Source organism: Alteromonas sp. ABV2_168, assembly GCF_056161165.1.
The window spans coordinates 360,439-383,005 of sequence record NZ_JBSWYQ010000001.1; the positions used below are offsets into that span (position 1 = coordinate 360,439).

19 protein-coding genes are annotated in these 22,567 nt (G+C 50.0%); 7 read left to right on the forward strand and 12 right to left on the reverse strand.

Annotation, left to right across the window (positions count from 1 at the left end):
- Positions 1-3: 3 nt before the first annotated feature.
- Positions 4-1,023, forward strand: a complete 1,020-nt coding sequence (locus ACXAH4_RS01650) for a proline iminopeptidase-family hydrolase (protein ID WP_474880431.1) — start codon at positions 4-6, stop codon at positions 1,021-1,023.
- Between the two features lie 20 nt (positions 1,024-1,043).
- On the opposite strand, the gene ACXAH4_RS01655 is transcribed toward ACXAH4_RS01650, so the two are convergent.
- The 4 genes from ACXAH4_RS01655 to pedF all read right to left on the reverse strand — a co-directional run bounded on the left by ACXAH4_RS01655 (position 1,044) and on the right by pedF (position 6,830).
- Positions 1,044-3,173: a 4Fe-4S binding protein gene (locus tag ACXAH4_RS01655; RefSeq protein ID WP_474880433.1), complete on the reverse strand. Its 2,130-nt coding sequence runs from the start codon at positions 3,171-3,173 to the stop codon at positions 1,044-1,046.
- A gap of 104 nt (positions 3,174-3,277) precedes the next feature.
- A complete protein-coding gene (locus ACXAH4_RS01660) occupies positions 3,278-5,044 on the reverse strand; it encodes a methanol/ethanol family PQQ-dependent dehydrogenase (protein WP_474880435.1) in 1,767 nt (588 codons plus the stop codon).
- A gap of 446 nt (positions 5,045-5,490) precedes the next feature.
- Entirely contained in the window at positions 5,491-6,378 is an 888-nt protein-coding gene (locus ACXAH4_RS01665; protein ID WP_474848418.1) for a substrate-binding periplasmic protein, read from the reverse strand.
- 5 nt (positions 6,379-6,383) lie between these two features.
- The gene (pedF, locus tag ACXAH4_RS01670; protein ID WP_303572225.1) at positions 6,384-6,830 is read right to left on the reverse strand and encodes a cytochrome c-550 PedF; all 447 of its coding nucleotides are present in this window, start codon (positions 6,828-6,830) and stop codon (positions 6,384-6,386) included.
- Between the two features lie 230 nt (positions 6,831-7,060).
- Between pedF and ACXAH4_RS01675 the strand changes: the two genes are divergently transcribed.
- From ACXAH4_RS01675 to ACXAH4_RS01695, 5 genes are all read left to right on the forward strand, one after another.
- Entirely contained in the window at positions 7,061-8,308 is a 1,248-nt protein-coding gene (locus ACXAH4_RS01675) for an ABC transporter substrate-binding protein (protein ID WP_474880436.1), read from the forward strand.
- Between the two features lie 2 nt (positions 8,309-8,310).
- Positions 8,311-9,267: a YVTN family beta-propeller repeat protein gene (locus ACXAH4_RS01680; protein WP_474841808.1), complete on the forward strand. Its 957-nt coding sequence runs from the start codon at positions 8,311-8,313 to the stop codon at positions 9,265-9,267.
- On the forward strand, positions 9,264-10,001 hold the full coding sequence (locus ACXAH4_RS01685; RefSeq protein ID WP_474880438.1) for an ATP-binding cassette domain-containing protein: 738 nt from the start codon (positions 9,264-9,266) through the stop codon (positions 9,999-10,001). Before ACXAH4_RS01680 ends, ACXAH4_RS01685 begins: the two co-directional genes overlap by 4 nt.
- The gene (locus ACXAH4_RS01690; protein WP_474841804.1) at positions 9,998-10,795 is read left to right on the forward strand and encodes an ABC transporter permease; all 798 of its coding nucleotides are present in this window, start codon (positions 9,998-10,000) and stop codon (positions 10,793-10,795) included. Before ACXAH4_RS01685 ends, ACXAH4_RS01690 begins: the two co-directional genes overlap by 4 nt.
- A 74-nt stretch (positions 10,796-10,869) precedes the next feature.
- Positions 10,870-11,535 carry a response regulator gene (locus tag ACXAH4_RS01695; RefSeq protein ID WP_119502941.1) on the forward strand — a complete coding sequence of 222 codons (666 nt, stop codon included), beginning with the start codon at positions 10,870-10,872 and terminating at the stop codon, positions 11,533-11,535.
- Positions 11,536-11,574: 39 nt separating this feature from the next.
- Here ACXAH4_RS01695 and ACXAH4_RS01700 read toward each other — a convergent pair whose 3' ends face one another.
- Positions 11,575-12,183 carry a LysE/ArgO family amino acid transporter gene (locus ACXAH4_RS01700; RefSeq protein WP_232373426.1) on the reverse strand — a complete coding sequence of 203 codons (609 nt, stop codon included), beginning with the start codon at positions 12,181-12,183 and terminating at the stop codon, positions 11,575-11,577.
- A 112-nt stretch (positions 12,184-12,295) separates the two neighbouring features.
- Between ACXAH4_RS01700 and ACXAH4_RS01705 the strand changes: the two genes are divergently transcribed.
- Positions 12,296-13,183, forward strand: coding sequence for a LysR family transcriptional regulator ArgP (locus tag ACXAH4_RS01705; protein WP_474841801.1), 888 nt, complete (start codon positions 12,296-12,298; stop codon positions 13,181-13,183).
- Between the two features lie 21 nt (positions 13,184-13,204).
- Here ACXAH4_RS01705 and ACXAH4_RS01710 read toward each other — a convergent pair whose 3' ends face one another.
- From ACXAH4_RS01710 to ACXAH4_RS01740, 7 genes are all read right to left on the reverse strand, one after another.
- Complete coding sequence (locus ACXAH4_RS01710; protein ID WP_474880440.1) at positions 13,205-15,898, reverse strand: hybrid sensor histidine kinase/response regulator; 2,694 nt, start codon at positions 15,896-15,898, stop codon at positions 13,205-13,207.
- Complete coding sequence (gene nosP, locus ACXAH4_RS01715; RefSeq protein ID WP_474841797.1) at positions 15,864-17,075, reverse strand: nitric oxide-sensing protein NosP; 1,212 nt, start codon at positions 17,073-17,075, stop codon at positions 15,864-15,866. The genes ACXAH4_RS01710 and nosP overlap by 35 nt, the downstream gene beginning before the upstream one ends.
- Before the next feature lie 67 nt (positions 17,076-17,142).
- Entirely contained in the window at positions 17,143-17,874 is a 732-nt protein-coding gene (locus ACXAH4_RS01720) for an ABC transporter ATP-binding protein (RefSeq protein ID WP_474848410.1), read from the reverse strand.
- The gene (locus ACXAH4_RS01725) at positions 17,871-18,707 is read right to left on the reverse strand and encodes an ABC transporter permease (protein WP_474880442.1); all 837 of its coding nucleotides are present in this window, start codon (positions 18,705-18,707) and stop codon (positions 17,871-17,873) included. Before ACXAH4_RS01725 ends, ACXAH4_RS01720 begins: the two co-directional genes overlap by 4 nt.
- Positions 18,649-19,617: an ABC transporter substrate-binding protein gene (locus ACXAH4_RS01730; protein WP_474880443.1), complete on the reverse strand. Its 969-nt coding sequence runs from the start codon at positions 19,615-19,617 to the stop codon at positions 18,649-18,651. Before ACXAH4_RS01730 ends, ACXAH4_RS01725 begins: the two co-directional genes overlap by 59 nt.
- Before the next feature lie 116 nt (positions 19,618-19,733).
- Positions 19,734-21,251: an acetaldehyde dehydrogenase ExaC gene (gene exaC / locus ACXAH4_RS01735; protein ID WP_474841789.1), complete on the reverse strand. Its 1,518-nt coding sequence runs from the start codon at positions 21,249-21,251 to the stop codon at positions 19,734-19,736.
- A gap of 141 nt (positions 21,252-21,392) precedes the next feature.
- Positions 21,393-22,559 carry a porin gene (locus tag ACXAH4_RS01740; RefSeq protein ID WP_474880445.1) on the reverse strand — a complete coding sequence of 389 codons (1,167 nt, stop codon included), beginning with the start codon at positions 22,557-22,559 and terminating at the stop codon, positions 21,393-21,395.
- Positions 22,560-22,567 lie beyond the last annotated feature (8 nt).

The following is a 22,567-nucleotide window of genomic DNA, read 5'->3' on the forward strand; positions in this document are numbered from 1 at the left end:
TTCATGCGCTTCAAACTCCCGTCATCAGCCAAAGCTGTGGCTTTATCATTACTCACTGTTCTCTCTTATTGTGTAACGTCTTTCAATTCGGTGGCAGAAACCGCAGCCTGGGCCCAACCTGAAAAGGAACTGATGGTACCGGTAGAAGGCGGCAAAATTTATGTGCGCTTAAATGGTCTTAAACATAAAAATGCGACGCCTGTGATATTTATTCACGGTGGTCCGGGTGGTACGCATAATGGCTTCGCCGGTATGACGGAACTGGCCAACGACCGTATGGTGATCATGTACGATCAACTCGACAGCGGTAAGTCAGAGCAGCCAAACGATCCGGCCAACTGGCGGGTAGAACGCTTCGTTGATTCTCTGGAAACTATCCGCAAAACGCTGGGGCTGAGCAAATGGCATGTTGTGGGCCATAGCTGGGGCTCGGCGCTGGCACTGGAATACTCAGCTAAATACCCGCAGCACACCGTGTCTACGGTTTTAGGAGGCACGTTTATTTCAACGCCACATTGGATCATGGATGCAAACCTGCTGGTAAAAGCCGCCCCGCAAGACGTACAAAAGACGCTGAAACAATGTGAATCGGCTGCGCCGCCAGAAGGTGATGTATGTCGCAAGGCTTACACCAAACTTTATTCTGTTTATTACACCCGTGGTATTGGCACTGAGGCAGCCAGAACCTATTACGAGAATGTGGGCGGCAACGGCTTTAATCCGCTTATCTACAACAAGATGTGGGGACCAAGTGAGTTTTCATCCACCGGCGTGTTAAAAAGCTACGATGCTACGCATTTACTGGCAGACATCGACCCGACGAAAACCCTGTTTATGATTGGTCAATATGACTCAGCCCGGATTGATACGGTGCAGGATTATCTGGCACTGACACCGGGAGCAGAACTGGCTGTGGTGCCAGGTGGTGCACACGGTTTCTATAACGACCGGCCACGCATTACGTTTGCATTGTTGAAAAGCTGGTTGGACAGGAAAGACCCCCAAGCTGCTAAGCCAGATTAATAATAGGGCCCTGGCAGAAATCAGGCCGGCGTATAAATTTCTACATCGCCTTTGCGCTGTTTTTCATTGCGCCCCGCTTTCTCCTGCCGCTTTGCTTTCTTCAGCGGCGGGCATAAATCATCGTTGTTGTAGTACACAATGCATTCCAGACATTGCACACATTCATTGTAGTTAATGTCACCTTTCGGCGTGATGGCTTTGATGTCGCATTTGTGATGACACAGGGTACAGGGGTTGCCACAAGCCTTGCGACGGGTAAGCCATTCACCGGCGTGGAAGTAACCGAGCACCGCTAAACCAGCGCCCAACGGGCAGACATAGCGGCAGTAGAATTTATTGATCCAAAGCCCGGCGACCAGCAGGGCAACCGCATACAGCACAAATGGCCAGGTGCGCACAAACTGCAATGTGATAGCGGTTTTGAACGGTTCCACTTCTGAGGCAATTTCAGCCACTCTCACTGAGGCGAAAGAGGTGATTACCAGGCCAATCAGAATGGCGTACTTAACCCACCAGAGTTTACTGTGAGCGTCGAAAGGCACTTTCTTCTGACGGATACGCAGCTTTTTCGCCACCCAGCCCACCATTTCCTGCAGTGCGCCAAACGGGCACAGCCAACCACAAAAAATACCGCGACCAACAATAAACAGACTAACGAATACATAGCTCCAGAGGATGAACAAAATGGGGTCCATCAGGTACATATTGATGTCGAAACCATTGATCACACTTTGCAGGACTGGATAAATATTGACGATAGAAAGCTGTCCCTGCCAAAGCCAGCCAATGAAAATCAGTGTGTAGGTCAGGAAGCTCCAGCGAACCCAGCGGAATAGCTTCTCGTTAGCGGACAAGCGATGCTGAAAGATAAAAATCAGCGTGACCAGAATCAGGCTCACCACCAGTACCGAAATATCAACGATGCGGTTTTCCCAAATCCGAACCCACGGCGCTTTCGGCGCTTCCTCTACCGCGGCTTCGGCAAAATCAAACAACGTTTCCGGCAGGCTGTAATCATCGTGCAGGTGCAATTGATTGCGGATAAGGTGGTTGCGGGCAATATCAATGTTCAGATTCAGTGACATGGTATCGCCGGGGTTGAATCCGGACTGGGTGTTTACCACGAATACCTGCACATCGTCGCTCTCAGGCATGCCTGCGGCCAATTGCTGGTCGGCATAACTGTAGAAGTTTAAATCCCGCATGGGGAAGGGCAAATCATTCTGCGTCAGCGAAATGCGATTCGCTACCGTACCGGGTTTGAAGTCGTCTTCCAGATAGCTGAAGAAACCTTCCGACATCACCAGGAATGCCTGTTCATTGGGTTTGAGAATACCCATTAAACGTTGATATTCGCTGTCACCCAACAAATTACGCCCGATAGTCGGGGCGTTCAGGTAAGCGTAATACACGTCGAAGTTATCGTAGGAGAGGTCAAAGGTATCGCCGGGGAATGTATCAAGCTCAATGTTGAAGCCGTCAGCCATGTTCTGCTGGCTGATACGCCATTGACGAACCAGACCTTCTTCCAGTAACTGCTGCCAGCTTTTTTCTTCATACATCTCTTTCGGTGTGGCCAGCGGGGAGCTGGCGAACCCGGACAATAACTGACGTGCGACTTTCAGCGAAGACAACAAAATGGTGTCATTGATGATGATCACCGACACCGTGGCCTTGGTTACGCCATCCACATGCACCGTAGAGGGGTCGTCGGAATTATTCTTTGCGGCGGAATCTACAATTACACGCTGTCCTACATTCAGGCCTTCATACTGGTTTATGAAATTGAGCATGGGTTCCGGGCCCAGTCCGTGCAGGAAAATGGGCTCGTGGTGATTAATTATCCGAATGCCTTTTACATTTCCGGCGGTGTCGATGCCAATTAGCAGGTTGATGCGGGTGCCGGAAAAGCCCGGCAGATTCACCAGGTCGTTACTGGCAAATACATAACCCAGCAACTCCTGTAACTGATAAACCGGTTGCACGGGGACACCGGTTTGCTTTTCGCCAATGAGCGTGGCTTTAGGAAAAATGGATTGAATAAGGGAATCATCGATACTGACTTCTTCAGCCAGAACAGCACATGCGCTAAAGCAGAGTGAAATAAAGAAGAAGGTTCTTAAAAAGGTAGTATGGATGAATCCTGTCATGAGGCGGGTCCTTAAAAAAAGAGCCAGCGTCAGGTCCATACCAGCTCTTTGAAGAAAAACTCGTAACAGGGTTGTGGGACCAAAGCCCTGCTACGATGCCCGCGTTACGAGCGAGGCAACTTGAAGGTCCAGACAGTGCCGCCCTGGTTGATGTCTTTTACGCGTTTGGCAACTTCACCACCCCAAAGAGGTACTGCGCCGCCCCAGCCAGACAGGATACTCAGGTACTGCTCACCGTCCATTTCCCATGTAACAGGAGAGCCGACGATGCCTGAACCTGTATTGAACCGGTAAACTTCTTCACCTGTTTTGGCATCGAAGCCCATCAGGTAGCCTTCAGGTGTACCGGTAAAGACCAGGTTACCCGCAGTGGCCAGAACACCGCCCCACAGAGGTGCGTTGTTTTTATATTCCCAAACGGTTTTACCGGTTTTAGGATCGATGGCTTTCAGTGAACCGATGTGATCTTCGTAAACAGATTTGATAGTGAAACCAGAACCCAGGTAAGCTGCACCTTTTTTATAGCTTACCGGCTCGTTCCAGATGTCCATGCCCCATTCGTTAGACGGAACGTAGAACAGACCGGTGTCCTGGCTATACGCCATAGGCATCCAGTTCTTACCACCCAGGAATGAAGGTACTGAGAATACCGTTTCACCTTTCTCACCGTTCTCGCTTTCAGCAGGGTTACCCGGGCGACCGCCCTCTTTATAAATTGGCGTACCATCATCATTCAGGCCTTCAGCCCATGTGATACCGCTTACGAACGGGAAGCCACGGAGGAATTCGCCGTTTTCACGGTTTAGTACATAGAAGAAACCATTACGGTCAGCCGTTGCGGCCGCTTTGACGGTTTTACCTTTTTCTTTGTAGTCAAACGCAATCAATTCGTTTACGCCGTCGAAATCCCAGCCGTCATGTGGTGTGGTCTGGAAGTGCCAAACGATTTTTCCTGTGTCAGGATCGATAGCCAGACGTGAAGAAGAGTAAAGGTTGTCGCCGGGACGTAAGTGAGAGTTCCATGGTGCAGGGTTACCTGTACCCATGAAAATCAGATCCTGGTCAGGGTCGTAGGTACCGCCAAGCCATGTTGCTGCACCACCGGTTTTCCACAGGTCGCCAGTCCAGGTTTTGTTTGCTTCACCACCGGTGATGCCGTTTTCTTCACCGTTCAGGTAACCCATGTGACCTTCAACAGTAGGACGGGTCCATACCAGTTCACCGGTTTTCGCATCGCGGGCTTCAACTTTACCTACGATACCGAATTCACCACCAGAGATACCTGTTACAACCATGCCTTTAACAATCATAGGCGCAGCAGTGAATGAGTAACCTGCTTTATAGTCACCCATTTTCTTACGCCATTTCACTTTACCGGTTTTCTGGTCAAGGGCGACCAGAATCGCATCCAGCGTACCGAAGATAACCAGGTCGTCATACAGTGCTGCACCACGGTTGATAACGTCACAGCAAGGCATGATGCCGTCTGGCAGACGGGCTTCGTATTGCCACAGCTCATCACCGGTTTTAACGTCAATGGCATAAATACGTGAATAAGAACCTGTTACGAACATCACGCCATCGTGTACCAGAGGCTGTGATTCCTGACCGCGCTGCTTCTCACCGCCTAGCGAGAAAGCCCACACAGGGTGCATTTTCTTAACGTTTTTTGTATTCAGTGTGTCCAGCGGGCTGAAGCGCTGTCCGCGCGGGCCCATGCCATAACTTAAAACATCGCCGGTGGTTTTAGCGTCGTTAAGTATGTCTTTATCGGTAACGCCTGCCGCCTGAACACCGCCTAAGGTGCTAAGAGACAAGGCCAGACCGACAGCAGAGCTAATCAGGTGACGTGAAACTGTTCGACTTTTCATCAGGTTTCTCCAGTAGTTCAACAGGTGCTTCGGTGGTCTTTCCACCTTTTTACACAAGCGGCTCGTCTGAAAAACAGTTGTATTAGTTGGGAACGTTCTTCTTACGGCCTTGCATTATTGTTAATCCGCCCTCCGGACCCTAAGCATAGAACATCTTCGGACGACGACATGGTCAGTATTAGCTAATGTTTTTTTAACAACCATTAAACCTTGGATTATCATTTTTACTCCCTTGGTAGTAGTACCCTGAAAAACGGGTCAAAAAGGGAGGGTGAGAAGCACAGGTAAATAACCTCAGGTCAATAGAATATGTGGTCTGCATAACAAATCATGATGATCGCGGAACAGTGTGTTTGGGGATGAATCAGTACTGAAAAAGACGGGGAATATCTAATATAAAAATGGGAAGCGTGTTGATGCCGGGACCACGCTCCCCGTTATCCCGGTTATTCTCCGGCGTATAACCCGGGTACCGTGTAGGTAATTTTGTAATCGTCAAAAATGGCCTTCATACGACCGTCTTCGATCATAGGGACGGTGATGTCTTCAATAGAATAAGCCAACTGCCGGTAATCCGTTTTCACCGCCATACCAATATCCCAGGCTTTAATGCTCATTGCTGCAAGACCGGTAGCATTGATAGTGAAAGTATCAGTGGCTGGCTGTGCCCACTCCAGCTGAGATTGCATGCCCGCGACTGCGGCGACTTCCCCTTTTTTGAACAGGTCTATGCCATCGAAGGTGGTTGTTGTGTGTACCATGTTCTTGCGCAAACGGCCGCCAATGGTCGAACCTAAAAAGGTGTCGGGAAGTGAGTCGATTTCCACGGCAATTTTCTCGTACTGGAAAATCGCCAGTGTGTCGATGCCATTAGTTTTTTCAGTGTTCTTCAGCAGCGCCCATTTTTCACGGTGATAAGGGCCAAACATCACCACCATTTCATTACGGGGCAGACCGTATCCGTCAATGCCGTAACTGAATTTGCGGTCGTAAGGAACGCGCAACATCAAATCCGCTTTCTGGCGGGTAATGATATGGCCCTTCCATACTGCCTGTCGTAAATCATCCTCCAGATTTTCATCGGCATTGATCCACATCCAGCGTGGTTCAACACCTAATCCTGCAGCGATGGCTTTTCCTACTTCAATGTCGACTCCGGCAGGAGATTCATCGTCCAGAAAAGAATAAGGGGGGAAATTATTGTATACCGCAATGGTGATATAGCCTGACTCAATAATATCGTCATAGCTTCGGGCCTGAACAGAAAAAGCGCTGCCTGCCATAAAGGCAGCCAGCGCAAGGCCCGTTATCCAGCAACGTAATAAGCGAGCCATAGCTGTTACTCGGGGGTGCCGCGAGTTTCGATGTAAGATTTGATTGCCCACATTGCTTCCTGACTAAGGATGCCTTCGAATGGCGGCATGTAAACACGGCCGTCGATAACTGCACCGTTACGGATACGCATCATGAACCAGTCGTCAGCTTCTTCCGGACTAAAAAATTCGTTTTCGTCATTCAGTTTACGCAGATCCGGAGTGATACCGCCAGAAATAACTTCCAGGCCGTGGCAACGGGCGCAGTTCTGGTTATAGGCAGAGTCACCAATTTTAATTGCCAGCTCGTTACCAGTGTATGGGTTCGTGGCTTTCCATTCCTCGCCCAGTTGAGGTAACGCGCTGGTGTCCACTGCCTGTGGTGTAACATCGCCATGAGCAAGGGCCTGCGCTGAAGATACAGCGATAACCGCTGCCAGCGTACTACGCAATATGGTTGAGAAATTTTTCATTTATACATCTCCAAAAGTTGTCAGATAGTGTCAATGCTGGTTAGAGTTGGCGGACAACTTGAGTAGGTTTTGTTGTGTTTGCGACATAACCAGACACGTTTTAAAAGGTAGGTGATATGCCGGATGCGTCCAATTGTACTAAGGTAGTAAACCTTTCATCCTTTGTGCTCATTCATAATGGACGGGTCATCAACTAGTATTTAGTTCACCTTCGCAAAAGGAGTTCCGGTATGTTCGCCCCACTAATAACGATAATGGCGACACCAGGCCTGGCAATACCGCTGAAAGTTGCATCACGTTGTGTGATGCGGTTGCTGGCTCTGCCATGTCTGTTAAGCCTGCTGATGCCCGTCACACAATCTTTTGCTGAAGACTTACCGGTAAATATAGCCTACGTAAAACAAACCGGACTGACGTCTTCTGCTTCACTAGCGCTGTTTAAAACCCCTGAGAACAATGGTGTTGCCGGCGCTTTGCTGGGGACGGAAGATTCCAATACCACCGGGCGCTTTCTTAAACATCACTATGCGTTGACGGTGCTGGAAGATGCCAGCGGGGAGGCTCTCACCGGCAAAGTGCAGGCGTGGCTGACAGCCAATAACGGGCCGCTGATCCTGGATGTGCCCGACAGTACCTTGCAGGCAATTCTGGCCCTGCCCGGTGCGGACGCCGGGCTGATGCTCAATGCAACAAACAAATCTGACAGCTGGCGGCTAAATCAATGCCGGTCCGGTTTACTGCACACTTCCCCGAGTTACGCCATGCTGGGCGATGCGCTGGGTCAGTTTCTGATGGCAAAACGCTGGCGGGAATGGTTTTTAGTTTCTGGCAGCGGTGAAGGCGATACAGCCATGGCGCAGGCTTTTGAACGGGCATCAAAGCGCTTTGGTACTAAAATTACCGGGCGTAAATCCTGGACCTTCGACACAGATTTACGCCGTACTTCCCAGCAGGAAGTGCCCGCCATGACGCAGGGAGAAGATTATGACGTGGTGCTGGTGGCAGATACACAAAACCTGTTTGGTTTTTATTTGCCCTATAACACCTGGTTGCCCCGTCCCGTAGCCGGTACCCACGGACTCAAAGCCGCTTCCTGGCATCGCAGTATTGAACAGTGGGGAGCTATCCAATTGCAAAACCGCTTTTTTGAGGCGAATCAGCGCCCTATGAATGACGATGACTTTAACGCCTGGCTTGCTGTCAGAGCCGTTGCCGAGGCGGTCACCCGAACAGAATCGAATAACTCTGCTACGCTTTATCAATACCTTATGAGCGATAACTTCGAGCTGGCAGCGTTCAAAGGACGCAAACTGACCTTCCGCCAGTGGAACGGACAATTGCGTCAGCCCATCCCGTTAGTGCAGCCGGAATCTCTGGTTTCCCAGTCTCCTCAGGAAGGTTTTCTTCATCCCGTGACGGATTTAGATACGCTGGGGTACGACAAGCCGGAAGTTCGTTGTTCCATGGTCAAGGAGTAAGTATGAAGTCGTTGGTTCTCCCCGCAATGATGCTGTTCGCCACCCCTGCTTTGGCGGGAGTTGCTTATGTGTCGAACGAAAAAGATGACACATTGACCCTCATTGATACCGGTTCACTGGAAGTAATTGAAACCATCGAAGTGGGTATGCGGCCAAGGGGGATTATTTTCAGCAATGACTACAAATATCTGTATATCTGCGCCAGCGATTCCGACGCAGTGCAGGTATTGGATGTGAGTACCAACAGGATCATCCATAACCTGCCTTCCGGCGAAGATCCCGAGCAGTTCGCGCTGCATCCTAATAACCATCATCTGTATATCGCCAATGAAGACGATGCCGTAGTCACCGTTGTTGATACGGAAAAACGGGATGTGATTGCACAAATTGACGTGGGTGTAGAGCCTGAAGGCATGGCCGCCAGTCCCGATGGTAAATGGGTTATTAATACCTCTGAAACCACTAATATGCTGCACTGGATTGACGCCTCAAATCAGCAACTGGTAGACAACACACTGGTCGATCAGCGTCCCCGCCACGTGGAGTTTACCAAAGACGGCAAAACTGTCTGGGCTTCTTCAGAAATTGGCGGAACCGTTTCCATTGTTGATGTGGACAGTAAAGCGATTACGCAGGTGATTAATTTCAAAATTCCGGGTGTACACAGGGATAAAATTCAGCCTGTGGGCGTGAAACTGACTGATAACGGTAAATATGCGTTTGTAGCACTGGGTCCGGCGAATCACGTAGCGGTGGTCGATGCGAAAACCTATGAAGTGCTGGATTATCTGCTGGTGGGACGTCGCGTATGGCAACTGGCCTTCGCCAACGATCAGTCTTTGCTGTTTACCACCAATGGTGTGAGTGGCGATGTATCAGTCATCGATACAGATAAATTAAAAGTAATCAAAACCCTGAAAGTGGGACGTTATCCCTGGGGCGTGGCGGTGAAGCCATGAGTTTAGCGTTATCTGTCGCTGGCTTGCAGTTCGGTTATCAGCAAAAGGCAGTACTGCACAATGTGAACCTGAACCTGGAACAGGGCCGTTTCTACGCGTTACTTGGGCCGAATGGCGCGGGTAAAAGTACGCTGTTTAACCTGCTTTGTCAGTTGCTGCAAAGTGCGGAAGGTGACATTTTTGTCGGCGGTTATGATACAGCCAAAGCCCCGCGCAAGGCGTTAGCGGCATTGGGTATCGTGTTTCAGCAAAGCACGCTGGACTTAGATTTAACCGTTTACCAGAACCTGAATTACCACGCTGGCTTGCACGGCATGTCTGCCTTTGCAACGAAAGACGCCATAGCGCGGGAACTGGCCAGATTTGATTTGACCGGGCGGCAGCATGAGAAAGTGCGCTCATTAAACGGTGGCCACCGCCGCAGAGTAGAAATTGCCCGCGCGTTGCTGCATGAACCCGCCATTTTATTGCTCGACGAGGCCAGTGTGGGGTTGGATATGCCCACCAGAGACAGCATAAACCGCCATATTCGCGACCTGTGCTCTGAGAAGGGCATTACGGTGTTGTCATCTACCCATCTGGTGGATGAAGTCTTGCCTGAAGATAATCTTATCCTGTTACATCAGGGGAGCATTTTACTGGATATGCCCTGTCAGACTGCACTCACTGAATATCAGGCCGGTGACGTAAAAGCCCTGTACCGGCAACTGACTACACAGGATGACGCAGCATGAAGTACTGGATGGCATTCAAAGGCATTGTGGTGCGGGAGATGTGGCGTTTCTGGCATCAGAAGGCGCGGCTGGTCAGTGCCCTTGTGAGGCCGTTATTGTGGCTGATTGTTTTTGCCGCCGGTTTCAGAGCTGCACTGGGTATCGCTATTATCCCGCCATATGACACCTACATTACTTATGACGTGTACATTATGCCGGGTCTGGCGGGCATTATTTTGTTGTTCAACGGCATGCAAAGCTCACTGTCCATGGTGTACGACCGTGAAATGGGAAGTATGAAAGTGCTGCTCACCAGCCCGCTTCCCCGCCCGTTTTTACTGATAAGTAAGCTCATTGCCGGCGCTATTATTTCGTTACTGCAGGCCTATGCCTTCTTTTTGCTGGCGTATCTGCTGGGTATCGAAGTACCGGTTATGGGCTACATATACGCAGCACCGGCATTGCTGGTTGGTGCATTAATGCTTGGCGCTTTGGGGCTTTTGCTGTCATCTTTCATCAAACAACTGGAGAACTTCGCCGGTGTAATGAATTTCGTGGTGTTTCCCATGTTTTTTCTTTCATCTGCGCTGTATCCGTTGTGGAAACTGAAAGAGTCGAACGAGTGGTTATACTGGATTTCGCAACATAATCCTTTTACCCATGCAGTAGAACTGATTCGCTTTGCGTTATATGAGAGCTGGAATCCCACCGCAGGTTGGGTCACCTTTGCAACTACCGTCGTATTCTGCGGGATTGCAATTTGGGGCTACGATCCTAAACGTGGAATGCAACAAAAGAAGAAGCCGGGTAAATAACCCGAGCATAGTGCTCGACAGGCCTGTGCGGAATTTACTACTATCAGTCATGAATTAACAAAAGGTTTACAATTATGGTAGAAATCCTGGTTGCAGATGATCATCCACTGTTTCGCTATGCCATTACCGACTTTGTCGAGCGGAATATAGCAGAAACAAAAACCATTACCTGTACAGACCTTGATGCTGCAATTGAAGTGGCTGAAGAGAATCCTGATATTGATTTGGTGCTGTTAGACCTGAACATGCCGGGTATGGACGGCCTGAACGGCATTGTACGGTTTCGTAATCAATTTCCCGAAATTCCCATTGTGATTGTCTCTGCGGAAGAAGATAAAAATGTGGTGCTGCAAGCATTTACATATGGGGCAGTGGGTTTTATCACCAAGTCATCCAGCTGTGAACAGATTGTCGCTGCGTTAGAGCAGGTGCTTTCCGGCCAGGTTTATCTGCCACCGGATATTATCCGTAAAAGTGGTACCGGCAAGCCGAAAGACGAGAACAGCGCGCAGCAAATTGACCCTAAATTAATTGCAGCACTGACTCGCAGACAACTGCTGGTGTTTGAGTGTATTGCGAAAGGCAAATCGAACAAGCAAATCGCCTATGAGCTGAATATTGCGGAAACCACCGTGAAAGCCCATGTGTCGGCCATCTTAAATAAGCTGAATGTACATAACCGGATTCAGGCTGCATTGTGTGCGGCGAGTATCGATTTCAATCACTATCTGATGCGTTGAAAAAACAGAATAGAATTTACCGGAAGTGGCTGGCCTGGTTCAGCCAGCAGGTGTGTTGTATAGCTGCCAGGCGATGGCACACAGTGCTACAGCTATAATACTGTCGAAAATACGCCAGCGAAGCGGGGATTTCAGCAGCTTTTTCAATGCCGGAGAAAACAGCACCAGACTGCCGAACCACAACACTGAACCGGTTGTTGCACCCAAAGCAAATACCAGTGGTTCAGGTTGCAGGGCGCCGATACTGCCCAGCAGGACAACAGTATCCAGATATACGTGGGGGTTGAGTAAGCTGATTGCCAGCGCGGCAAGGCTGGTTTTCCACCATGCTTTGGCAGCTTTTTCTGCATGAAGAGTCAGGCCCGATGACCCTTCGTAAGCCCGTTTGGCCGCACCAAAAGCAAGATAAAGCAGAAATGCGACACCTGCCCAGGTCAGCCAGGGAATGAGTCCCGGGATCCAGGTTTTGATTTCACTGGCGGTAAAAACGCCGAGAAAAATCAGTACGGCATCACAGAGTATGCAGGTCAGGGCAATTGCCAGTCGGTTAGCACCGGCCATGCTTTGACTGAGCACCCAGATATTTTGTGCACCAATAGCAATGATCAGGCTCATACCTAATCCCATTCCGGATAAAAATGATTGCACAACGGGCTCCCGCTCAGTAATTCAACAGTTGATGACAACACACAGGCGCTAGATTAATGGCATTTTTACTATTAATCTAATGACTATATCTATCTATACATTCCTGAAATTCATGATCGATTATCAGTTACTTGATGCGCTGTCCCATGTGATTGCGGAAAAAGGCTTTGAGAGAGCAGCGAAGAAAATGTTTCTGACCCAGTCAGCGGTCAGTAAACGCATTCATCAGTTAGAAGCACTGTTAGGACAGCCGGTACTGGTGCGGACACAGCCACCTTCTGCAACTGCACTGGGCAAAAGACTGCTGAATCATTTGCAGCAAGTCCGGCAACTTGAAGTGGCTCTGAACGTTCAGGGTATTGCCGGTCACGATGTGCAATCCGGTCCGTTAACAGTAAAGCTTGTGGCCAACGTGGATTCACTGGCCACCTGGTTACCGGCGGCACTGGCGATAACGGAAGAAGAAGCAGGATGTCAGTTTCAGTTTGAAATCATTACGGAAGATCAGTCCATTGCCCTGCAGCGCATGAAAGCAGGAGAGGTCATGGTTTGCATATGCTCATCAGCAGAAGCGGTAAACGGGGGCAAAGTGAGTTCACTGGGCGCACTCCGGTATAAAGTGATTGCGAGCCCTGCGTTTATTCGCCGGTACAACATTACCGGTCCTGAACAGCTCAGCGATGCCCCTTGCCTGGTGTTTAATGAACACGACAGGCTTCAGCACGATTTTTTACAGGAAGTAAACGGCACCACACCCTCACTGGTGCATCTCTGTCCGTCCTCTGAAGGGTTTAAGCAAGCTATGCTGGCGGGTATTGGATACGGCTTGTTACCCGTGCTGCAACTGAATAAAGAGCTGGAAAACGGAGAGTTAGTCGACCTGATGCCGGGTTATCATGTGGATACGCCTCTGTACTGGCATTACTGGCAAACAGAAAGTCCGCAACTTCAAACACTGCGGGAGTTTGCCTTGCGCGAATCTGCAAAGCGGTTGGCTTAGTTCACGTCATGGCGCCTGAAGTTATTCCCCGGCCTTCTTCGACATCAGGTTGCTCAATGCCAGTTTCATTTTATGGGGTTTCACCGGTTTATTAAGTAATGAGTAGCCTTTTGCCCGCACAGACTGGCGTAATTCATTGGTGTAATTCGCCGTAATCATAATGACCGGCGTGCCGGTTCCCAGTTCCCGCTCAACGATTTCAAGGGCGTCGAAACCGGTGTCGCCGTCATCAAGGTGGTAGTCAGCCACAATGATGTCGGGGTGTAAGTCTTTCAGCCAGCCTTCTTTACCCAAATCTTCCAGTGTCTGCACGCTGGTAACCTGAATTCCCCAGCCACCCAGCAACTCTTCCATACCGGCGCAAATGGCTTCATCGTTATCAATAATAAGCAGGTTTGCGCCTTCAAGATGACTGTTAAATCTGTCCTGTACGGCAGATTTACGGGGCAAGTCAGATGTTAATCGTTGTGTGCCGTAGGGTAGGGTTACGGTAAAGCAGGAGCCTTTGCCTTCAACGGACGTCACATGGATTTTATGGTTCATCACGGTGGAAAGTTTATCCACAATAGCCAGACCTAAGCCCAGTCCCTGGTCATGACGCCGTTTCTTCGCTTCGACGCGGTTAAATTCCCGGAAGATATCACTCAGTTTATCTTCGGGAATACCGATCCCTGTATCGCACACCTGAATTTCCAGGCCATGTGCCCGTCTGCGGGCACCTAAAAGGATTGCGCCTTCATTGGTATACCGGATGGCGTTGCTAAGCAGATTGCGAAGAATACGGGCGAGCAGGTAGCCATCCGAGTTCACTACACGTGAAGAGTTGCGGAAACGGAATTTCAGGCCTCTGGCTTCTGCCTGTTGACGGAATTCATTCTTAAGGTTACTCATGAGATCTTCAACAGCAAAGTCGTCCAGCACCGGCTCTATCAAACCGGCCTCAAGCTTGGAGATATCCACAAGTGCCGTGATCAGCGACTCCAGATTCTCCAGCGAATAGCTCAGTGAACTGGTCAGTTTCTGTGCTTCAGGTTGCAGCGTCTGCTCTGCCAGTGCACTGACAAATAAACGGGCTGAATTCATTGGCTGCAACAGGTCGTGGCTGGTTGCAGCGAGAAATTTACTTTTTGATTCGTTAGCGTGCTCTGCTTCCCGCTTGGCTTCCAGCAAGTGGATTTGCGCCAGTTGACGGTCTTCAATTTCTTTGCGCAACTGGGCATTTATCTCAGAAATCTTCTTGGTACGCTGGTTTACACGCTGTTCCATGTAATCGTAAGCGTGCTTAAGTGCCTTAGCGGTGCGCCGCTGCTCGGTAACGTCCTGCTCCAGTGCGAAGAAGCCGACTACGTTGCGTTCGTGGTCGAAATGAGGAATGTAGGTCTTGTTGGATATCCGGCTGTTGCCGTTATCCATTGTGGTTTCAACTTCAAAATTGACTGATTGCCCGAGCATTGCCCGTTCAATATATATTTGCAGGTTACTGAACGTTTGTCCACCCAGTACATTTCGCAGATGGTGGCTGATGATTTCTGAACGGGAGCGGTGATACCACTTTTCAAACTCCCGGTTCACGAATTCATAGCACATGTCTTTATTGACGTAAGAAATCAGTGCCGGCATAGCATCGGTAATCAGACGGATGCGTTGCTCACTTTCCTGCAGCGCGCGTTGATGATGACTGCGTTCAGTGATGTCGGTAAAGGTGTTCAGCATGCCGCCGGAAGGAATAAGATGGCTTTTAAACAACAGCACAATACCGCTTTCCAGCACCACTTCTGTTTCACCAAAGCCATCATCATTCAGGCATTCGTCCATGGGCAAGGCGGGTACTTCACGCAAAGCGCTGTTCGCCAGCAGCTGGTTGTACTTCACACCCCGTTTTACGTCGGCTTCTTTCAGGCCGGCGAACTCCAGGAATTGCTGATTCCAGGTTTCCAGCTCGTTGTTTTCGTTGATCAGGGCCACTGCTTCCGTCATGTTTTCCAGCGTCGACTTCAGCAACTGTGCCTGCTCTGCCATGGCCGTCTGATAACGCAACTCTTCTGTTTTTTTGATGTTGGTGATATCGGTGTATACCACCACCAGGCCGTTTTCAGCGGTCTTCCGCTCAGACATCTGGATCCATGTGCCATCTTTCAGTTTGAAAATGGTCTGGGTAATGGACTCAGGAAACGCACTGACTTTTCTTTGTACTTTACAGCTGTGATCAACCAGAGGCAGAGAAGCCGCGGTAATTTGCTGAAAGGTGGTAACGCCAATCTCAAAAACAATGCCAAAGCGGGTCCAGAATTCACGGCAGCGGTTGTTCACCAGTACCATTTTGCGGTCGGCATCAAACAGAACAAAGGATTCGGAGATACTTTCTATGGCATCTGTAAGACGCTGGCGGTCCTGATCAGAAGAAATCCGGCTTAATTCAGCGTCATGGCGGGCCTGGTCTAACTGCTGGTTCGATTCTTCCAGACGGTGCAGCGTTTGCTGTAACTTAAATGTCCGTTCTTTGACTTTGTCAGCAAGCAGAGCAGCATCTTCGAAAGACTGATAGGCATCGCTGTGGTTGCCCCATCCCATTTCAACACGGCGCATCAGCACCGCGTTTATTTTTGTCAGCTTTTCATTTTCGTAACGCAGGCGCTCCAGCTCGTCTGAAGCGACGTCGTTATTGACTGCCGGATAAGGGCTATGTGAGGGTAAGGTCTGGGTTGGCCTGGTCACGTGGATATCCTATAGCAACACCGGTAAAGGTATGGTTCAGATGTAACCCGTTGATTTGTTCACCGTAAGTGCTAAAGCCAATGACATTGTGTTCCATGTACAGTTCAGACATATCTTCTTCAAGTTGATACTCGTCGATTTCCGCCCGGCGGTGAATACAGTCAAAACCGATGAGTAACTGAATTTCACCGACTGATTCTTCCAGCAAATTGAAAATCATTGATGTATGCGACAGCAAGCCCGGCGATGTCATCTGGGTAAGCACAACACCGGCATCGATGGCGCAGAAGAAGGTAAGGCTTAAATCATCATTTACCTGTTGAATGCTGCGGATATACAGATGATCACCAATCTGAACTGCCAGCGGATACATGGCAAAGGTGCGGGAATTCAAATCTTCCAGCTTCAGATTGTTAATACGGCAGTATTCCAGCGCAGCGGGTTCGGCATTAAATTCCTGCACTACTCGTAAATCCGGCGAAACCTGAGTCACAACCAGCTTTTCCTGCATAGGAGCAAGGTGATGCTGACTGAACACTTCAAAATTGCAGGCCGTATTCACCAGCATAAACACCGCAGCGTCGCTGTAAAACTTGCCGTTGTAAAACACCTGAGTATCAACAAAATGTTGATCGTCACCGGCGGAACCACCTACCAGCGGGATTTCATGCAGGCTCTCGCTCAATGCATTAATCACCAGTTCCTCACGCACAGATAAACCGTCGAGCAGCGACAGTGCAAAACATTGCTTATCAATGGGTGAAGACGTGACAGCCTTTTTTCGCAGGTTATTCAGCATACCGTCAACCAGCGTATCCGCATCGCTTTTGGTAAACGCAGCAAGATTTTCAATCAGCACAGATTCCACAGCAAACAGGGACTGACTCAGCCCGAATGCACTGATGCTGTGTTTTTTGTAGCCCAGCGGGGTAATTTCACCTGCAGAAGTACAGCCGATCACCGTAATGTCCGGAAAATAACGGGATAACTCCCGCGCTAATAATTCCAGCGGATAGCGGGTGCAGCAGTAAAAAACTACACAGGTTGGCTCACAGGGAGCAAGTGCACGGTAAATCTCCGCGGCAGCTCTCACCGGGTCTTGTTGTTCACTCCCGGCGCGGGCTACACCGCTGACGATGTCCTGCGCGACAGCCAGTTGTGCTTGTTGACGACTCATGTGTCCTCCAGAGGTATGGAGGAATAATATCTGTTTCACAATTGCTTAACAACAATGATGTGTTGGTTTACATGGTTTTGCGTTCATCAGCATTCCCGTACAACAGTCCCGGCCAGGCACGATACAAAGGCTCACAAACATCGCTGACGGCTTTGTCATGTAAACACCTGGGGCGGGGCAAAGTGATAAATTCCTGATGTTTCAATGTCATAGGATTCGCGTCTAAAATCAGTACGCGATCGGCAATAGCAACGGCCTCCTTCAAATCGTGGGTAACATAAATAATGCTGAAAGGCGAAGTTGCCTTCAGCGATAGCACGCACTGGCGCAAACTCTCTGCAGCCGGTGCGTCAAGAGACGAAAAGGGTTCATCCATCAAAAGGACACCGGGTTTGAACATCATCGCCCGTGCCAGCGCCAGTCTTTTGCTCATTCCGCCGGAAAGCTGTGACGGATACTTTTCAGCCTGTGACTCAAGGCCGGTGAGTGTAAGTAAAGACAAGGCTTCGCCGGTGGGATCAGGGTGGTCCGGCGGCGCAACCAGAGTGACGTTTTCCAGCACGGTGAGCCAGGGCATCAGACGGGCTTCCTGAAACATGAGTCCGGGCGGACGTTGATCATCAAAAGTGATGTCGCCGCTAAAGTCCTTATCAATACCTGCAATAATGTTTAACAGGGTGCTTTTCCCCGCTCCGGATGGCCCCACCAGGGCAACAATTTCATTTTCGCCGGTATGAATAGTCAGGTCTGAAATCAGTGTTGTTGCTGCAAATGCCTTGTGGCGGATATGAATGTTCATGATTTGCGCCACCCCGACAGCCGGTTTTCCAGCGGGCGCAGGACAAGGGCTTCAATCCCGTACACCACAGTAACGAAGGCAAGGGTGTAGGCCAGAATGGCTGTGATATCGAATAGCTGAAAATAGCTGGATAACTGAAAGCCGACGCCATCACTGCAGCCAATCAGTTCAACCACCAGCACAATTTTCCACACCAGCGCCAGTCCGCCCCGTGCTGCGGCAATCAGATATGGCGTAATTTGAGGCAGATATACTTTTCTGAAAGTGCGCAGCCGCCCTAGACGGTAAACCCGGGCAACATCCATGAGTTTCGGGTTGATGGCCCGGGCGCCTTCCCGCAGCGTGACGGCAACATTGGGGGCTTTATTGAGGATGACTGCAATAATGGCGGCTGATTCGTTCAGACCAAACCAGATAAAACACAGAATAATAGTAACCAGGGCAGGCACGTTCAGCATCAGCGTGAGCAGGCTGTCAGTCCATGCGTCTACTTTCCGGTTGTGGCCCATCGCCAGACCCAGTGCAGTGCCAAGTATCATTGCAGCAGAGAAAGCGATGGCGACTCTGATCAGTGTCTGTGAGAGATGCAGAGGCATGGTTCCCTGCCACTCTTCCGCCAGTCTTATAAATACCTCTGAGGGAGCCGGAAGCAAAGCGGGAGTAAAAACGGCAACGGCGAGTTGCCAGATGATAAGCAAAAGCGCAACGGATGTGAGCCGTTTGAAAAACGGCAGTTGATACCAGCGTATGGTGTCTTCAGGAAGACAATGCACGTCAGTGTCGCTGCCAGAGAATGTCTGCTGGCAATGTGTCGAGGGGACCGGTGACATCATTCTCTTCCTGATTGCGGGAAAGCATTTCGAACACCGCATTCAGCGATGCCTGTGTGTCCGGTGACGTTGTTGTCATCGCACCGGTGCGGAATCCTTCCATCAGCCAGGGCTGCGCCGGAGCCGGATATTTTGTGAAGGCCGGCAGTGTCGCCCACAGACTGTCATCGGTTTGCATGCGTTGCCTGATCTCTGCCGACATGGCGAGAAAGTCATTAATTGCCTTGCTGTGCTGTGAGGCCCATGCTGCAGAAAATACCCAGCCCAGTAACGGTACAGGTGCTTTTATACCACTGTTGTTCAGCAGGGTTTGCATGGTGAGCAGAGTATGCATGCCCTGCGCGTTAAGTTGCGCTGCGAAATGCCAGAAGTTAATCACGCCGTCCAGTTCACCTTGCTGAACCAGCGCGTTTAACATGGGGGGCGCTGCAAATTTTACCTGAATATCTTTACCCAGCTCGAGGCCGGCGGCCTGCTGAATGTATGCCTTGTACAACACCCAGTTCTTGTTGGTTTTGCCACCCGCAATGCCTAAGGTTTTCCCTTTTAAGTCTTTCAGGGTTTGAATATTACGATCGTTACGCACCACCAGTTGCCCGCCGTTAGTTGACCAGGGCGCGAAACGGTAGTCGCGGGAGAGGGCTTTTTGACGGGCGACCCATAGCCAGTCATTGAGGATAACGTCGACTTTGCCACCCTGAAGGGCAACCAGTAATGCCTGAGTGGATGCCAGAGGAACAGCCTCTACCTGAATATCATAATTGTTCTGCAAACCGGTGTTGCTGATGGCCTGCATTTCCCAGTTCACCGTTCCGTATTGCAGTACCCCCACGCGCACCGTCTCTTTGGCCACAGTGAGGCCGGAAAACAGCAGAAAGCAGGCGGTGATAAGGATTCTGAACAGTGACGTCATAGAATAGGTTACGTGTCGTAAATGCTTGGAATACCTTACAAAGCGTAGACCAGATTTTGAAAAAGGTACCCGCCAGAGCGACGGGTACCGGACTTACGCCTTTTCAGGCAACGCTTTTAGAAAAAGCCCAGCGGGTTAACGTCGTAGCTAACCAGTAAGTTCTTAGTCTGTTGGTAGTGATCCAGCATCATTTTATGATTCTCACGACCTACACCAGATTTTTTGTAGCCACCGAATGCAGCATGTGCAGGATAGTGGTGGTAACAATTGGTCCAGACCCGGCCAGCTTCAATACCACGACCCATGCGATATGCACGGTTCATGTCACGGGTCCACAAACCGGCACCCAGACCAAACTCAGTATCATTGGCAATGGCCAGAGCTTCGGCTTCATCTTTAAAGGTTGTTACACCAACCACAGGGCCGAAGATTTCTTCCTGGAACACACGCATTTTATTATGACCTTTCAACAACGTAGGCTCGATATAGAAGCCTTTGTTGAAGCCTTCAATGCTGGCAGGGCCGCCACCGATAAGCACTTCTGCGCCTTCTTTCTTACCAATTTCCAGGTAACCCAGGATCTTGTCGTACTGCTCAGCAGATGCCTGTGCACCCACCTGAGTTTCAGTATCCAGCGGGTTGCCACGCTTGATTTGTTGGGTACGGGCGATAACCAGAGAGATAAAGTCATCGTACATATCTTCCTGGATAAGGGCACGTGAAGGACAGGTACATACTTCACCCTGGTTGAAGAAGGCGAGGACCATACCTTCCACACACTTGCTCAGGAATTCGTCTTCGTGCTTCATAACATCGCTGAAATAGATGTTAGGCGACTTTCCACCCAGTTCTACGGTTGAAGGAATGATGTTCTCCGCCGCACACTTCAGGATGTGAGAACCAACCGGGGTGGATCCGGTGAAAGCAATTTTTGCGATCCGCTTACTGGTTGCCAGTGCCTGACCCGCTTCAGCACCGTAACCGTTTACCACGTTCAGTACACCGGGAGGTAGAAGGTCACCGATTACTTCCATCAGTACCAGAATTGAAGCAGGTGTCTGCTCAGCAGGTTTCAGAACGATACAGTTACCTGCAGCCAGTGCCGGTGCAATTTTCCATGCTGCCATCAGCAACGGGAAGTTCCACGGAATGATTTGTCCTACAACGCCCAGAGGTTCATGGAAGTGATAAGCCACAGTATTGTTGTCGATTTCACCGATTGAACCTTCCTGTGCACGAACACAGCCGGCAAAATAACGGAAGTGATCAGCAGAAAGAGGAATATCGGCATTCAGGGTTTCACGTACAGCCTTGCCGTTATCCCAGGTTTCAGCTACTGCCAGCTTTTCCAGATTCGCTTCGATACGGTCTGCAATTTTCAGGAGCAGGTTAGATCGCTCAGTCGTTGAGGTTGAACCCCAGGCAGCTTTTGCTTTATGAGCGGCGTCAAGCGCCAGTTCAATATCTTCAGCGGTAGAACGCGGGATAGAACAGAATACTTCGTTGTTAACCGGTGAAACGTTATCGAAATACTGGCCTTTTAAAGGCGCGACCCAGTCGCCGCCGATGTAGTTGCCATACTGTTCTTTAAACGTTACAACCGAGTCTTGTTGTCCAGGTGCTGCGTAAATCATAGTTATTACTCCGGTTTTCAATTTTAAAAGCGTTGCCAGATACCGGGATTCAGCCTGCAGACAGAAAATACCCTGTCGCGGCTCCGGTCCCGGTGACCGGAAATACGTGTCCTTTGTTTCTCTGGCATTGAAACTAAGGGCTTAGAAATTCACGATACCGCCGATTGCGATAGTGTCGGCTTCTTCATCACCTAAGATGCCGGTAAATTCGCTGGTGGCGTATTCAACGGCAAATGTCACGTTGCTGTTGTAGTTGTAGAACCACGCAACTTGCATCCCCTCATGTCCAATATAGTCGGCATTTTCGATTTCGTTTTCGCCGTAAGACACAACAAAGCGGTGCGCGTCCATTTTGTAAGAGCCCTGAACGAGGTAACCCGAACTGTCCAGCTCATTCATATTCATGTCGTACATGGTCACAGGGCCAAGGCCAAGCGCTGCTTCGGTTGGGCCAAGCAGGATGCCGATGCCTTCCCCTGTGTAACCTGATGCGTGCAGAGTAAAGTCACCCAGACCTACTTTGACGCCGTAAGAAGTACCTGTAGAGTCGATGTCACCCATGGTGTCTGACTCTGAAGTTTGATTCAGGAAGCCCACCCAGGCTGTCACGTTACCGCCGTCAAAGTCTGTGCTGTACGTTGCCTGAGCTTCAATGCGCGGAGCTGATTCCTGACGGTCGTCAGCGGCATTAACCGGTGAAGGATCGATTGCAGCGATGGCGACTTGCAGGCCACCTGCGAAAGTGGGTGAGGTATAACGAATTTGAGAAGCAGGCATCGGATAGGTATAACCGCTGCCGATGTTGCCGAAAGACACGCCCTGTCCGTCAATCAGGCCCAGTGTGTCATTCACGTTGCCGTAACCAAGCAGGATTTCGTCGAGGAAGATGTTGTTACGGTTAAACAATGTAAAATCTTTACCCAGCAACACTTCACCCCAGTCTGAACCTAAAGTGGCGTAGAACTGGCGCACATCGATACCGGTAGAGGTAACACCTGTGTTACTGTCGTTGATTGTGACCCAGAAAGATGAGCGGCCACCGATTTTAAGACCGTTAACTTCTTTGCTGAAGTTCATGCCCAGCCAGTTTGGCAGAAAGCCCATTTTGACCCGTGACTGATCACGTGAAGTACCGGCAGCATCGCTTTCAGAGCTGCTGTTCACGTAAAATGTGTTGAAAGACGCGTCTACTGATACCGTGGCGACTTCTTTGTCGTCGTAGATGGTTACGGCTGCATTGGCGGTTGAGCAAACCAGTGCGGATACGGCTAAGGCAAGAGGCTTGAGGCTTACGTTCTTGTTGTTCATGTGTTTCA